The sequence below is a fragment of the Sphingomonas sp. genome (assembly GCF_024508665.1).
GTDB lineage: Bacteria > Pseudomonadota > Alphaproteobacteria > Sphingomonadales > Sphingomonadaceae > Sphingomonas.
In genome coordinates this window covers 152320-166994 of the sequence record NZ_JANINP010000007.1, presented here as the reverse complement: position 1 = coordinate 166994, position 14675 = coordinate 152320, and the positions used below count along the sequence as shown (strand labels likewise).

The following is a 14675-nucleotide window of genomic DNA, read 5'->3' as shown; positions in this document are numbered from 1 at the left end:
ATGATGTTCGGACTCTTCCTGCTCTTCCAGGCGGCCGCTGCGACAGCCGTCCCGACGGCTGTGCCCAGCGACTGGTCGAGGCTGCCCGACCTCCGATTGGCGACGACGCCGGATTATGCGGCGATCATGACCAAGTTCGTCCATGACGAGATCGCGGCCGGGCGGTGTGTCGCGCCAGCCCCGGTCGACGGCAAGACCAGCATCAAGGTCGATATGGTGGTGCTCGTCTCGGCGGCGAACGGCGAGGCCGTGAAGATCGTACCGCGAGCGATCAACTGCCCCACCGTCGAGCAATTTGCCGCCGGTGTCATTCAGAAGGCGGCGCGCGGCAATATCGCTGGCCCACCGCCTGCGGCCGACAGCTGGTACCATGTCGGCATGACCCTTACATGGGGGCCGTGAGCCTCTCGCCGACGCCCCTTTCCGATACCGACCTGTCGCGGTTCGCCAGGCATATCGTCTTGAAGGAAATTGGCGGCGTCGGGCAGTTGGCCTTGCGTCGCGCTCGTGTCGTAGTGGTCGGCGCGGGCGGGATAGGATCGCCGGCGCTGCAATATCTCGTCGCGGCCGGGATCGGTCGGATCACGATCGTCGACGACGATGCGGTCGACCTCTCCAATCTCCAGCGCCAGACCTTGTTCGGCACCGCCGATATCGGCACCGCCAAGACGGATGCCGCGGCTGCGGCGCTCGCCGGACTGGATCCCGATGTGACCGTCGACCGTCGTCGCGAGCGGATCGACCGGGACAATGTGCACGATATTCTCGCCGGGGCCGATGTCGTGCTCGACGGTACCGACAATTTCGCGACGCGTCTGGCGGTCGCCGATGCCGCATTGGCGCTCCGGATACCGCTGGTCTCGGCCGCGGTCAGCCAGTTCGAAGGCCAGCTCGGCGTCTATCGCGGCTGGGAAAGCGACAAGCCCTGTTATCGCTGCTTCGTCGGGCATGACCCGGAGCGCGAGGGCGTCAGCTGCGCCGATGTCGGCGTGCTCGGCGCGATGGCCGGCGTGATGGGCAGCCTCGCCGCGCTCGAAGTCGTCCGGGCGATCGCGCCATTCGGCGAGGACACCGCCGGCACCTTGCTGCTTGCCGACGGTCTGTCGCTCAGGTTCCGCACGATCCGCCTGCCCAAGGATCCGGGCTGTCCGGGGTGCCGGACTTAAAGCGTATCGATGAACTTTCGCACCGCCGGGCCGATTTCCGGACGGTCCAGCGCCAGTGCGATATTCGCCTGGATATAGCCGGCCTTGTCGCCGCAATCGAAGCGGCGTCCGCCGAATTTGTATGCGTGGAACGGCTGTCCGCCGATCATCTGCGCCATCGCGTCGGTCAGTTGGATCTCGCCGCCGGCGCCCTTCCCTTGCGTCTCCAGTACCCGCATGACTTCGGGCTGCAGGATGTAGCGGCCTGGGATCATTAGGTTCGATGGCGCGGTGCCTAGCTTCGGCTTTTCGACCAGGGCGGTCACCTCGACCAGATCGCCGTCCTGCTTGCCGGGGGAAATGATGCCGTAGCGATCGGTTTCCTCGGGCGGCACTTCGAAGCCGCAGACCAGATTGCCGCCGACGCGATTATAGGCGTCGACCATCTGTTTCATGCAGCCGGGCTGACCGACCATCAGCTCGTCGGCCAGGAAGATCGCGAACGGCTCGTCGCCGACGATGTCGCGCGCGCACCATACCGCGTGCCCCAGACCCATCGGCTCCTGCTGACGCACATAGGCGACGGCGCCCGGCTTCAGGCGCGTCTGGTGAAGGATTTCGAGCGACTTGCCACGATGCGCCATCGTCGATTCGAGTTCGTAGGCGATGTCGAAATGATCCTCGATCGCCGACTTGCCGCGGCCGGTGACGAAGATCATCTGCTCGATCCCTGCCTCCAGCGCCTCGTCGACCGCATATTGGATCAGCGGGCGATCGACGATCGGCAGCATTTCCTTGGGGAGCGCCTTGGTGGCGGGCAGAAATCGGGTACCGAGCCCCCCGACGGGGAACACGGCCTTGCGCAGCGGCTTGATCGACATTCAATTCTCCTGGCGGGCGCGCATAGGGCTCCGCGCCGACCGCGAAAAGCCCCGATTGACGATCCGGCGCGCGGCACGGGCAATCCGGGCGGCCGGACTGGTCAACAGATAGAGTGGCCGCGCGGCGCGCGGGAGCGGTAGCGCCAAGGCGTCGCCCGTCGATACCCAGCTGCTCCAAGCCGCGTTGGCGAGGTAGATGGGACTCGATTTGAGCAATACCGCCGATACATGGCCAACCGCCATATAGCGTCGCGGCACCGTGTGCTGTTCGGCCAGTTCGTCGCCACCGCGCATCAGCGCATCGGACAAAGTGGCAAGCCAGCGGACGCGTCGGGATCGGCCAACATCGTCAGGTACGGGGGTTCCGAACAATCGGTTCGCCTGCAACAGGGCAAGGTCCATCGCCCGTGCCACGCCATCGCGTTTGGCTCGCGCGCGCAAGGACGCCAGCGCCATCGCGTCCATCGCCACCAGCAATGCGTTGAAATCCGCGAGCCATTTGAGCCGCGACCAGCCGTGCCGCGCGCCATGGACCGCAAGATAGACCATCAACGCCTCGTCGCCGAGCGTCCGCAGCCGGTGATTGCCGATCGTCACGGTCCGCAGATCGCTGGTCAGATCGGGCTCGGCGAGCAGCCCCTCGACCGACGTCATGCGCCAATGAAGGTCGAGCATCGCCTTGTTGTCTGGCCGGACCAAGGTGCATTCCTTGACCATGTCGATCAGCACGGACAGCCGCTTCCCATCGAGCCGCACCGCCGGATCCGTCAGGCGATAGCCGGTGCCTGCAAGCAGTTCGATCGTCGCGGCGACCTGCTCGGGGCGGACTAGCAAGTCATTGTCGAGTGTCCGCTTCACCGCCTGATCGCCATAAGCCAGTTCGGCGAGCGTCGCGCCCTTGAGAAACGCGGCGGGAATATCCGCATCCGCCAGCATTCCGGCGATCCGCGCGGCCTCGTCGAGCAACAACAAATTGCGTGCGGTCTGACGGCGATGCGCCGTGACAAGCTCCGGGGGCACGGCGATCGCCGCCGCTTCCAGTCCGATCCGCGCGAACCCCTGCACGCGATGGCGTCGCGCCAGTTTTACGAAACGGTGCCAATCGATCGCCGCCTGACCAGCCTCGCGGATCGCCGGCGCATCGGTCGGCCAGCGGCAACATGCCGCGAGCAGCAGGAATTCGGCGGAGGCACCGCCGCCGCTCACGTCGCGAGGAACCAGCGGTGCCCCGCCTCGATCCCGATCGCGGTCAGCGTCCCGCTGGCATAGGCGCCAGTATCGATGCCGATGCGGTTGTGTCTTTCCTCGACCGCAGGGCTGATCGAATGACCATGGACGACGATCGTCCCGTGGCTGCCTTCGAAATCGAGGAAGCGTTCGCGGATCCAACGCAGATCCTCGGCTTTCTGGCGATCGAGCGGCACGCCCGGGCGGAGACCCGCATGGACGAAGCAATAGCCGCCGGCCACCAGGGTGTCGGTCATGCGGTTCAGGAACATGGTGTGCGCGTCGGGCACGCGTCGGGCGAAATCCTCGCACAAGGACAGCGTATCGCCCGATTCGATCAGCGCTTCCGAAACGCCATAGCTCGCCATCGTCTCGGCGCCGCCTATGCGCGTCCAGAACCGCGCCGCCTCCAAATTGCCGCCCAGCGTCAGCAGGAACACTTCCTCGTGATTGCCTTTCAGGAACACCGGTCGCCGCGTGCCCCAGTCGCGCGTCAACAGATGGTCGATCACCTGCTTCGAATGCGGTCCGCGATCGACCAGGTCGCCTAGCAGCACGATCCGCGTGTCCGCCGTGCCGCGCGCCGCATCGTCGCGCTCGATCGCGTCGAGCAAGTGCGTCAACAGATCCAGCCGGCCGTGCACGTCCCCGATCGCATAGAGTCGCTCGCCCGGCGGCAGATGCGCGCCATTCGACGCCGTCGCCGCGCTACCAGGCGCGCTGCCGCCGAACAGATTCTTCAACCGCCGCGCGATCATGACGCGTATCGCCCGGCAAAACAGATAACCCGGATATTCATGCCCGCAGATAGGCACCCCGCTCGCCCGCGATCAAGCGGGCATTGGCAAGCAAGCATCGCCCGGCCGCCATGTCGGCTGTTTACCGGACGCTCATGCCCCTATAGCGGTGCGGTCGAGCAAATGGCCGAATCCTCGAAGGGGCAATAGTGCGGCAATTCTACAGGTTATGCCTGGGCGTCCGGCAACAGGCTACCGAATGACCCCGACCGTTCCTGTCCGGCCGATCCGGATGATGATCGCCAGCGAATTCATTCACGGCTCGACCGCACGCGGTCTGGTCGGCGGATTTCGCGCGCTCGGCTGGGACGTCGCCGAGGTCGATCTGCTCCATTTCGTCGTACGTGGTCGGGGCCGGCTGGCGCGCGGCGCGGCGCGGCTGCTGTGGAACAACTCGATCGCCGAATATAATGCCGAAATCCTGCGCGTTGCCGAGCTCAACAAGGTCGAGCTCCTGCTGACGATCAAGGGGGTCAACATCGCGCGTTCGACGGTCGAGCGCCTCCGCGCGAACGGCACACGCGTGGTCGTCTTCTATCCAGACGTATTGTTCGATCATGCCGGCGTTGACGAGGCGGTGCTCGCCGCGACCGATCTCATCGTCACGTCCAAGAGCTATCACGCGCCTTATCTCGACAAGCTGGTCGGGCCGGCGCGGCATGCCTTCGTCCATCACGGCTATTGCCCCAGCGCCCATTCGCGCCGCCACGCGCCGGGGGCGATCCCCTATCGCTGGGATATCGGTTTCATCGGCAATGCCTCGCCCCACAAGGCCGCGCATCTGACCGCGGTCGCACGCGCCTTCCCCGACCAGCGTTTCGTCGTCGTCGGCAATGGCTGGACCGACATGGCCAAAGGAACGCCACTCGCGCCCTTTGTTCTCGGCGCGCCACTCACCGGCGATTATTTTGCCCGCGCGATCGAGGAAACGCGGATCAACCTGGCCATCCATCACGGCGAAGTCGGATCGGATAAATGGCAGGACCTGACTTCGACCCGGACGTTCGAGATTCCCGCCGCGGGCGGATTCATGCTCCATGTCGACAATGACGAGGTACGCGCGCTTTACGAGCCCGGACGCGAGATCGATGTCTTCACCGGCGACGAACAGCTGATCGAGCGCATCGGACACTATCTCACGAACGAGGCCGAGCGCGCGGCCATCGCGGAAGCCGGCCACGCCCGGTGCGTGCCGGCCTATTCGCTGGAGGCGCGCGCCGGAGAGATTGCGACGCTGTTGATGGAACGGGGATTGCTCGTCAACGTTCTCTGAACGATTCCGGCCGCATCGCCTTCATTCTGCAGGACTTCAGACCCAACCCACCTTCGCGCACCGGCCGACCAGCCATCTCACCAGCTCCTCCGGTGCGATTGCACGCCGGATTAGCGCATTGACCCCCTCGGACCGACCCGCCTAGGACGGCGCGGACAAACGCATTGGCGGAAACGACCCTATCCATGTTGGCAAAGCTGTTCGGAGATTTCAGGGGTATCGCCCGCGTTGCGGGTATCGGCACCGCGCTACGTTGGCTGGCGTGCGTTGCCGCAACTTTGCCATCCGCGCTGAAGACCCGCAATTTATTGGCTGCCGACCGACTGATGGGGACCGGTCCGTTCCGTGTCCGCCACGCCATCGGGAACGCGCTTCTGACCGGCGAAAGCGCCTTCAGTGGGTTGCGCGAGATATGGGTCCGCGATGTCTATGCCGGCGGCGGTTTCCTGCGCGTGCCCGATCACGGCACTGTCGTCGATCTCGGTGCCAATATGGGCAATTTTTCTGCGCAGGCACTTGCCGCCAATCCCACTGCGCGGTTGATTGCAATCGAACCCAGCGCGCCGCTCGGCGCAAAATGGGCGGCGACGATGGCGGTCAACGGCTTTCAGGATCGCGCACAATTGTGCCGAGCGTTCATCGGCATCTTCACCGATAAGCAGCGCCGCGATTTTGAAAACGATCCCGCTTACGGCGGCGTGCCGACGATCAACGAAGACGAATTCCTGCGGCGATACGCGATCGATCACATCGACTTCCTCAAATGCGACATCGAGGGCAGCGAGTTCTTCATGACGGAACGCGGCAGCCGATTGCTCGACATCACCGATCGCGTTGCCATCGAACTTCACGATTTCGGCGGCGACCCGCAACAATTCCTCGACACGCTCAAGGCCAAGGGGTTTGCCGACCTTCAGGTCGATTGGTATGGCCGCGAATGCATCGCGCGCGCTGCGCGCACGGCTACACTGCGGATGGCAGCCTGATCATGGCAACGCTTGCCCCCTCCCGATATTGGCCGGAAACCAAACCGCTCCAGCCCAGATCGTCGATGATCCACGACCTGGAGCCGACCTATCGTGAGGTTTTCTTTTCGGCGCTCATCGCCTTGTGGTTCGCCATTGGCCTGGGCGCGCTCCCCGGATCCGAAGATTGGATCAATACGATCGGCTTGGTCGCGTTTTCGATCATGCTGGCCTGGGCCGCCTATCGTCAAATGAAGCTCAACGTCGCGTCGCTTTGGACACCCATAATGTGGTACCGGGTAGCGCTATTGAGCTATTACGGAATTGGCTCTCTGGTTCCGATCTGGACCAACGCCGATACTCAGGAATTGATGAAGGGATTTTATAGTTACTTCCCTTACGAGATCGTCAAGCTTAATCTGCTGATTACGACATTTAACTTCGTATTTCTGGCAGCAACAAAGACGTTATTTATTGCCTTAAGCAATAGAACTATCAGCAAATCGATCCTCGACCGGAAGTTTATCAATCCTTCAAATTTCAACATGATCGCGTTCGGGTCGTTATGCCTGATCGTCGGCTCGGCCGTGAACTATCTGATCATTTTTCCGCAGATCGTCGGGTGGATCAGACTGAGCTTTTTCAGCACCCTAGCGAACCTATCCGTGCTCTCGTGGCTGGGATACTTCATGGTGATATTCTGGGGGCTCGAGAATAAGCGCCGGGAATTCATCATCTGGCCGATCGCACTTGCGCTCGGAGAATGCGTGATCGGCTTCTATGCAATGAGCAAGTCGGTCATGCTCATGCCCCTGGTCATGGTCAGCATCGCCTTCATCTACCATCGTCGCAGCCTATTCCGCATCACCCTTCTGGCCGGAAGCTTCGTGACCTTGTTCATGTTTCTTTCTCCGATCATCACGCATGTCAGAGATATGAACGGGAAGTACTATGATAGTGCGGCTCCGGCTCAAGAAATTCCGGGTTTGTATCTCTCGTATTTCACTACCGGCCGGGAAAGCGATCAATATGCCGACGTCGAAACCGGCTGGATGCGCCTGAGCTTCGTCAACGCCGGGACTTTCGTGATAAATCAATACGATCACGGCACGCCTGGAAACTCCTACAGATATTTGCCGATCGTCTGGATCCCCCGAATAATCTTTCCCGATAAGCCCATCATCACGGACGTGGGACGAGAATTGTCCTATGCCGCCAACGGCAACTACAACTCGTCCTCCAGTGCCGGCCTTGCCGCAGAGGCTTATTGGAATGGCGGTTGGCTATATACGATCGGTGTCGCGATATTCCTGGCGCTGGTCTTTGGCCTCTGGACGATCTATTCCTACGAGGTCATCCAACGTAAAGCTTGGCACCTGTTCTTTATCGTCTTGATCGGCATGAGAATGGCCCTCCGCGTCGACGGCGCCTTCGTTTCCGATATAGTCGGGCCCATCGCACTGGTGGTCCTGGCGCATATCGCCCTGGAGTTGATGAACCGATTCCTTCCGCGGGCGCTGGGCGGGGCGATGCCTCGACTTTTCGTACAGCCTTAAGCTCCTGTCATGTGCGGCTTGGCCGGTTTCTTTGCCCATGCCGCGCACGGCGCGCCGATCGGCCGCGCCACACTGGTCGCGATGCGCGACCGGATGGCGCCCCGCGGCCCCGACGGAGTCGGCCTTTGGATCGCGCCCGATGGCCGCGCCGGCTTCGGCCATCGTCGATTGTCGATCATCGATCTCAGCGAGACCGGCGCGCAGCCGATGCCGACGCCCGATGGTCGGTACACCATCGCCTATAATGGCGAGATCTATAATTACCGCGCTCTCCGGGACGAGTTGACCGAGCAAGGCACGACGTTCGTCGGCGATTCCGATACCGAGGTCGTGCTCCACCTCTACGCCCGATACGGTGCGGGCATGCTGGGAAAGCTGCGCGGGATGTTCGCGCTCGCGATCTGGGATGCCCATGCCCGGACGATGTTCCTGGCGCGCGATCCGCTCGGCATCAAACCGCTTTATTATGCCGACAGCGGCGGGACGTTGCGGTTCGCATCGCAAGTAAAGGCGCTGCTGGTCGATCCCGCTATCTCTCGCGACCCTTCCCCGGCGGGCCTGGCGGGCTTCCACCTTACCGGCTCGGTGCCCGAACCGTTCACCGCTTATCGATGCATCCGCGCACTCCCTGCGGGACACTGGTTGATGTGCACGGAAGAGGGACCGGGCACGCCCGCCAGCTACGCCAATGTCGCCGCCACCCTCGCCCATGCGCGTGGGCGGATGGTCGGCGACGGCGATGTTCGCGCGGCGTTGCGCGACAGCGTGCGCCATCATCTCGTCTCCGATGTGGAAATCGGCGCCTTCCTGTCGGGCGGAGTCGATTCAGGCGCGCTGATCGGGCTGATGCGCGATTGCGGCCAGCAACGCATCCGCGCCTGCACCCTCACCTATCGCGAGTTCGCCGGAACCGCAGACGACGAAATGCCGGGCGCGATCGAGATGGCGCGACGTTATGGCGTCGATCACCACGTCCGATCCGTCGCCGCCGCCGAATTCGCCGAGGATCTGGATTCAATCTTCGATGCAATGGACCAACCGAGCGTCGACGGCGTCAATACCTGGTTCGTCAGCAAGGCATGCCGCGATATGGGGTTGAAGGTCGCCTTGTCGGGATTGGGCGGCGACGAACTGCTCGCGGGCTATTCGACCTTCCGATCGGTCCCTCGAATGTTTCATCGGGCCGGACCACTGACCAAGATGCCCGGCGCGGCAAAGGTCGCCAGGATGCTGATCCGCGCCCTCCTGCCGCGACTTGCTCGCCGCAACCCAAAGGTGCTTGGCGTGCTGGACCATGCGGGAACCTGGGCAGGCGCTTATCTGTTGCGCCGCGCGGTGCTGCTTCCCTTCGAACTCGATGGCGCGATGGATCCGGCCATGGCACGCGAAGGCTTGGCCGAACTCGATCTGCTCGGCCTGTTCACCGACAGCCTTGTTCCCGATCCGGGATCGGACAACGGCCGGGTGAGCGCGCTAGAAACGTGCAACTACATGCGCAACCAATTGCTGCGCGACACCGATTGGGCAAGCATGGCGCACTCGGTCGAAATACGCGTGCCGCTGGTCGATTTTACACTGCTTGAGGCAATCGCGCCGCGCATCGCGTCGCTCCAGCCGGGCGAAGGCAAGGTCCTGCTCGCCAACGCGCCCGTCATTCCGGTCCCGGCCGACGTCGTCGCGCGCCCCAAGACCGGCTTCGGCATTCCGGTGGGCGATTGGCTGCGCGGCGATGTCGAACACCATGAGGATCGGCGCACCTCGCGTCGCTGGGCGCATGTGGTCGAAGCTCGCTACGCGGGATCGGTCGACGCGCTGGCGACCGCCTGAGCGATGGCGCTGATGTCCGCGAACGGCTAGGCGATCGGCCTGTGAGAATTCTCGCGCTCTCTCATTATTACCCGCCCGAGGTGAACGCGCCCGCGTCGCGCCTGTCCGAACATGCGCGCGTCTGGCACGAGGCGGGGCATGAGGTGACCGTCGTCACCTGCGCGCCCAACCATCCCGCCGGACAGCTCTATCCGGGCTACCGCAATCGGCTGTGGCAGGGAGAGACGATCGACGGCATCCGCGTGATCCGGCTGTGGACCTATCTGGCGGCGAACGAAGGTTTCCTGCCCCGGATCGCCAATTACCTCAGCTATCTGTTCTCTTTGTTGTTCTGGATGTGGCGTTTGCCGCGCGCGGACGTGGTGATGTCGACCAGCCCGCAATTCTTCTGCGGGCTCGCAGGCTGGTTCCTCAAGCGCGGCAAGCGACCCTGGGTGCTTGAGATCCGCGATCTCTGGCCGGAAAGCATCGTCACCGTAGGCGCGATGAAGCGCGGTACCGCGATCCGCGCGATCGAGAAGATCGAGGCGTTCGCCTATCGCAAGGCCGACCTGGTCGTGTCTGTCACCGACGGATTTGTCCCCCACATCCGCGCACGTCGGCCCAAGGGACCGATCGCGGTGATCAAGAACGGCGTCGACCTGTCGCGCTTCGCCAGCGATCCCGCCGCCGCGGACGCCTTCCGCGCCGAGAACGGCCTGACCGGCAAGTTCGTCGCCTCCTATATCGGCACCCACGGCATGGCGCATGGGCTGCAGGTAGTGATCGCTGCGGCCGAGCGATTGCGCGATCGCGACGACATCGCATTCCTGATGGTCGGCGGCGGCGCCGAGCGTGAAACGATCAAGGCAATGCGCGACGCGAAGGGCCTGACCAACATCGTCATGCTCGGCCAATTACCCAAGGCGGCGATGCCTGCGGTTTGGGGAGCGAGCGACGCGGCGCTGGTGCTGCTCAAACGCGTCGACACGTTCAAGACCGTGATCCCGTCCAAGATGTTCGAAGCGATGGCGCTCGGCGTGCCGATGATCCTGGGCGTCGAGGGCGAGGCCAAGGCGCTGATGGAAGAGGGCGGCGCGGGCATCGCGATCACTCCCGAGGATGATGCCGAACTTGCCGCGGCGATCCTGCGCCTCGCCGACGACCGCGCGCTCGGCCGCCGAATCGGCGCTTCGGCCCAGGCGTTCGTCCGCGCTCAGTTCGACCGCGAGAAGCTGGCGCGCGCCTATCTCGCCGAATTCGAGGCGCTTCGGCGGTGAAACTCGCGCGCAGCCTCGCTTTTGCCCGCCACGTCCCGCCTCGCCAGATCGCCGCGCGCTTCTGGCTCGAGGCGAAGCGCCGCTGGTCGCTGCGCGCACCGCCGCGCCTCGAGGCGCTCGCTTATCCCGCCCCCGCGACGCCGCAGCCGATCTTCCCACCGCGCACCGGAATGATCGAGCGCCTTCCCACTGGCTGGCGCTTCACCTTTGTCGGCCGCTCGGTCGAGACCGGCGAGGCGATCGACTGGCAGGCCGATCCCGACCAATTGTGGTGCATGAACCTCCATTACATGGAGTATCTGGAGGAGCTCGACCGCGACACCGGCGTCGCGCTGATCCGCCAGTGGATCGCCGCCAACCCGCCTTGGCGACGCGGCTACTGGCGCGACAGTTGGAACAGCTACGCCTTGTCGCTGCGCGTGGTCGTGTGGATGCAGCGCCTGACCGCCTGGGGCCTCGACCTCACCGATCCCGACGGTCGCCGCATCGTCTCCAGCCTGGCAGCACAACTCGATTTCCTGCTGCGCAACCTGGAACTCGATCTCGGCGGCAATCACCTAATCAAGAATATCAAGGCGCTGGCCTGGGGCGGTGCGTTCTTCGCCGGTCCGTTCGGCCAGAAGCTGCGGGACCGCGCTATCGGGCTGCTCACGCGGGAAATCCCGCGCCAGATCTTGCCGGACGGGATGCATTATGAGCGGTCATCCTCCTATCATGCCCAGGTCTTCGCGGATCTGATCGAAACGCGCTCGGCGCTCGGCGACCCGGCGCTCGACCCCGTGCTCGCCCGCATGGCGCAGGTCGTCACGATGCTGACGCATCCCGATGGCGGCCCGGCGATCTTCAACGATGCCGGGCTGACCATGGCCTATGCTCCGAGCACTTGCCTCGCCGCGTTCTCGCGGGTCACCGGCCGCCCGATCCCGCAACGCGATGGCGCATTCGGCTTTCGCGATGCCGGCTATTTCGGGCTCCATGCCCCGGGCTTCGCGCTGATCGCCGATATGGGGCGGATCGGCCCCGACAGCCTTCCGGCGCACGCGCATGGCGATATCGGATCGATCGAGTTGTCGATCGGCGGCGAGCGCTTGATAGTCGACCAGGGTGTCTACGAATATGTCGCCGGAGAACGCCGTCAGGCCGCCCGCAGCGCACATCACCATAATTGCCTGGCACTCCTAGGTGCCGAGCCGGCCGATTTCTATGGCGCCTTCCGCTGCGGCCGCCGACCACGCGTCGGCGTGTCGCAATTCGTAGGCGGCGATGGCGGCATGCTGCTCCAGGGTCATCATGACGGCTATCGCCACCTCAAGGGGAAGCCGGTCGTCGTCCGCCGGCTGGAGGCGAATGCCGAAGGAATTGTTCTCCACGACCGGATCGACGCATCGCATTGGCATCAGGCAACGTCCCGCCTGCTGCTCCACCCCGATTGCCGCATCGAGCTTCACGGCGATCTTGCGATTGTGCATCGCGGCGAAGTGTCGATCGCCATCAAAGGGTCCGCGCCGCTCCATGTCGAACCCGCTATGTGGTGGCCCGACATGGGCGTAGAATTGGCGACACGGCGGCTGTGCTTGACACTCCCGCCGGGTTGCTTTGAAGCCACGCTGGAATTCGCCGCCGCAACACCGCTCGAAACGGGGATTTAGTGAAACAGGTCGAACAGAATTATCGTAGCGGCGTGCTCCGCTTGATCGACGCGCCTGTGCCGCGCGCCGGCGGCGGGCGTAACCTGGTCGCGACGCGCGTGTCGTTGATCAGCGCGGGAACCGAGAAGCAGATCATCGATCTCGCGCGGTCGAGCCTCGCCGGCAAGGCGATGGCGCGTCCCGATCTCGTCCGGAAGACGCTGCAAAAGGTTCGCAACGAAGGCTTGCTGCCGACTGTGCAGAAGGTATTCGCCAAGCTCGATACGCCGATCCCGCTCGGCTATTCACTGGCGGGCACGGTGGTCGAGGCGGGCAGCGATGCCGGCCGCTATGCGGTCGGCGACCGGATCGCTTGCGCCGGCGCGGCGGTCGCCAATCATGCCGAATATAATGCTGTGCCCAAGAACCTGTCGGTCCGCATCCCCGCGGGCGTCGACGACGAGGCGGCGAGTTTCGTCACGATCGGTGCGATCGCGCTGCAGGGTGTACGCGTCGCCAACCCGACGCTGGGCGAGCGTGTCGTCGTCATGGGGCTGGGTCTGATCGGCCAGCTCACCGTACAATTGCTCAAGGCCAATGGCTGTCGCGTATTGGGATTCGATCCCAATCCGGCGCGTGCCAAGCTCGCGCTGGAGATGGGCGCCGACGTCGCTGTCAGCGACGCGCTCGATGATGCGGTGCGCGGTTTCACCGACGGGTACGGCGCCGATGCGGTGATCGTCACGGCGTCGAGCAAATCCTCCGCACCGCCCAACCAGGCCGCCGAGATCAGCCGGATGAAGGGCCGCGTCGTCATGGTCGGTCTGACCGGCATGGAAATCGACCGCGAGCCCTATTACAAGCGCGAACTCGACCTCAGGCTGTCGATGTCCTACGGGCCCGGCCGCCACGATCCCGCCTATGAGCTGGAAGGCCATGATTACCCGCTGGCCTATGTCCGCTGGACCGAGCAGCGGAATATGCAGGCGTTCCTCGAACTGGTCGCCGAAGGGCGGGTCACGCCGTCCAAGCTCGTCACCCATCGCTTCCCGATCGAGCAGGCCGAGGCCGCCTACAAATTGATGGATGGCGACGAACCCTATCTCGCTATCCTTCTCACCTATGCCGACACGCCAACTCCCATCGAACGCTCGATCCCGGTCGCCGGCAAGAAGGGCTCCGCCGCTACTGGCCGCGGCACCGGCTTTATCGGCTTCGGCAATTACGCCAAATCGGTCTTGCTTCCTGCACTCAAGAAGGCGGGCAACGAGCGGCTGACGACGGTGGTTACATCGACCGGTCTGTCGGCACATGATGCCGCCGAACGCCAGGGTTTCGCGCACGCCGCGACCGATCCCCGGGCCGTGCTGGGCGACGCCGACACCGATTGCGTGTTCGTCGCGACGCGGCATGACAGCCACGCGCGGTTGACGGTCGAAGCGCTCAAGGCCGGCAAGCACGTCTTCGTCGAAAAGCCGCTGGCGCTGACTATCGATCAGCTCGCCGAGGTGCAGGCGGCCGCCACCGGCGCTCCCGGCGTGCTGACGGTCGGCTTCAACCGCAGGTTCGCGCCGATGATGGTCGAAGCCAAGGCGGCGCTCGCCAATCGCGGCGGGCCGATCGCGATGCATTACCGCATCAACGCCGGGCATGTGCCGGGCGACAGCTGGCTGCACGGTAGCGAAGGCGGCGGCCGCATTGCTGGCGAGGCTTGCCATTTCGTCGACGCACTCACGTTCCTGGCCGGCGGACCGCCGGTTTCGATCGAGTCGTTCAGACCTGACGGCATCGGCGACACTGTCTCCGCGGTTCTGCGTTTCGCCGATGGCTCGACGGGCACGATCCTCTATTCCTCGCTCGGCGACTCCTCGCTGCCCAAGGAATATCTCGAGATATTCGCCAGCGGGCTCGTCATCCGGCTCGACGATTTCCGCAAGCTTCACATCACGCGCGGCGGCAAGACCACCACCAAATCGGCCTCCGCGCAGGACAAAGGCCAGACCGGACTGGTCAAGGCGTTCTATGCCGCGGCGCGCGAGGGCGCTCCTCCGCCGATACCGCTCGACGAACTGATCGCGGTCAGCGCCGCGACGCTGGACATGGCCGGCGCGGACTGA

12 protein-coding genes are annotated in these 14675 nt (G+C 64.1%); 9 read left to right on the top strand and 3 right to left on the bottom strand.

The genetic code is table 11. The features are described from left to right. Both Q0L25_RS15885 and Q0L25_RS15880 read left to right on the top strand, forming a co-directional pair. Complete coding sequence (locus Q0L25_RS15885) at nucleotides 1–402, top strand: hypothetical protein (RefSeq protein ID WP_296615978.1); 402 nt, start codon at nucleotides 1–3, stop codon at nucleotides 400–402. Continuing rightward, nucleotides 399–1166: a molybdopterin-synthase adenylyltransferase MoeB gene (locus Q0L25_RS15880; RefSeq protein WP_296615977.1), complete on the top strand. Its 768-nt coding sequence runs from the start codon at nucleotides 399–401 to the stop codon at nucleotides 1164–1166. Before Q0L25_RS15885 ends, Q0L25_RS15880 begins: the two co-directional genes overlap by 4 nt. On the opposite strand, the gene galU is transcribed toward Q0L25_RS15880, so the two are convergent. The 3 genes from galU to Q0L25_RS15865 are packed head-to-tail and all read right to left on the bottom strand — an operon-like array spanning nucleotide 1163 to nucleotide 4011. Further along, nucleotides 1163–2026 (bottom strand): UTP--glucose-1-phosphate uridylyltransferase GalU, encoded by an 864-nt coding sequence (galU, locus tag Q0L25_RS15875; RefSeq protein WP_296615975.1) that lies wholly within the window; start codon nucleotides 2024–2026, stop codon nucleotides 1163–1165. The genes Q0L25_RS15880 and galU overlap by 4 nt on opposite strands. Beyond that, on the bottom strand, nucleotides 2027–3232 hold the full coding sequence (locus tag Q0L25_RS15870) for a nucleotidyltransferase family protein (RefSeq protein ID WP_296615974.1): 1206 nt from the start codon (nucleotides 3230–3232) through the stop codon (nucleotides 2027–2029). Next, a complete protein-coding gene (locus Q0L25_RS15865; RefSeq protein ID WP_296615972.1) occupies nucleotides 3229–4011 on the bottom strand; it encodes a metallophosphoesterase family protein in 783 nt (260 codons plus the stop codon). The genes Q0L25_RS15870 and Q0L25_RS15865 overlap by 4 nt, the downstream gene beginning before the upstream one ends. Nucleotides 4012–4249: 238 nt before the next feature. Between Q0L25_RS15865 and Q0L25_RS15860 the strand changes: the two genes are divergently transcribed. From Q0L25_RS15860 to Q0L25_RS15830, 7 genes are all read left to right on the top strand, one after another. Then, the gene (locus tag Q0L25_RS15860; RefSeq protein WP_296615970.1) at nucleotides 4250–5323 is read left to right on the top strand and encodes a glycosyltransferase; all 1074 of its coding nucleotides are present in this window, start codon (nucleotides 4250–4252) and stop codon (nucleotides 5321–5323) included. Nucleotides 5324–5511: 188 nt separating this feature from the next. Further along, the gene (locus Q0L25_RS15855; protein WP_296615968.1) at nucleotides 5512–6309 is read left to right on the top strand and encodes an FkbM family methyltransferase; all 798 of its coding nucleotides are present in this window, start codon (nucleotides 5512–5514) and stop codon (nucleotides 6307–6309) included. Continuing rightward, complete coding sequence (locus tag Q0L25_RS15850) at nucleotides 6261–7844, top strand: hypothetical protein (protein ID WP_296615967.1); 1584 nt, start codon at nucleotides 6261–6263, stop codon at nucleotides 7842–7844. The genes Q0L25_RS15855 and Q0L25_RS15850 overlap by 49 nt, the downstream gene beginning before the upstream one ends. A gap of 9 nt (nucleotides 7845–7853) precedes the next feature. After that, nucleotides 7854–9671: an asparagine synthase (glutamine-hydrolyzing) gene (asnB, locus tag Q0L25_RS15845; RefSeq protein ID WP_296615965.1), complete on the top strand. Its 1818-nt coding sequence runs from the start codon at nucleotides 7854–7856 to the stop codon at nucleotides 9669–9671. A 41-nt stretch (nucleotides 9672–9712) separates the two neighbouring features. Then, nucleotides 9713–10930, top strand: a complete 1218-nt coding sequence (locus tag Q0L25_RS15840; protein WP_296615963.1) for a glycosyltransferase family 4 protein — start codon at nucleotides 9713–9715, stop codon at nucleotides 10928–10930. Beyond that, nucleotides 10927–12579, top strand: a complete 1653-nt coding sequence (locus Q0L25_RS15835; protein WP_296615961.1) for an alginate lyase family protein — start codon at nucleotides 10927–10929, stop codon at nucleotides 12577–12579. Before Q0L25_RS15840 ends, Q0L25_RS15835 begins: the two co-directional genes overlap by 4 nt. Beyond that, complete coding sequence (locus tag Q0L25_RS15830; RefSeq protein ID WP_296615960.1) at nucleotides 12579–14675, top strand: bi-domain-containing oxidoreductase; 2097 nt, start codon at nucleotides 12579–12581, stop codon at nucleotides 14673–14675. The genes Q0L25_RS15835 and Q0L25_RS15830 overlap by 1 nt, the downstream gene beginning before the upstream one ends.

Excerpts from the sequence above, each read along its gene's own strand:
- Q0L25_RS15860 (WP_296615970.1), top strand. The coding sequence starts at position 4,250 with ATGACCCCGACCGTTCCTGTCCGGCCGATCCGGATGATGATCGCCAGC.
- Q0L25_RS15865 (WP_296615972.1), bottom strand. The coding sequence starts at position 4,011 with ATGATCGCGCGGCGGTTGAAGAATCTGTTCGGCGGCAGCGCGCCTGGT.
- galU (WP_296615975.1), bottom strand. The coding sequence starts at position 2,026 with ATGTCGATCAAGCCGCTGCGCAAGGCCGTGTTCCCCGTCGGGGGGCTC.
- asnB (WP_296615965.1), top strand. The coding sequence starts at position 7,854 with ATGTGCGGCTTGGCCGGTTTCTTTGCCCATGCCGCGCACGGCGCGCCG.
- Q0L25_RS15885 (WP_296615978.1), top strand. The coding sequence starts at position 1 with ATGATGTTCGGACTCTTCCTGCTCTTCCAGGCGGCCGCTGCGACAGCC.
- Q0L25_RS15850 (WP_296615967.1), top strand. The coding sequence starts at position 6,261 with ATGCATCGCGCGCGCTGCGCGCACGGCTACACTGCGGATGGCAGCCTG.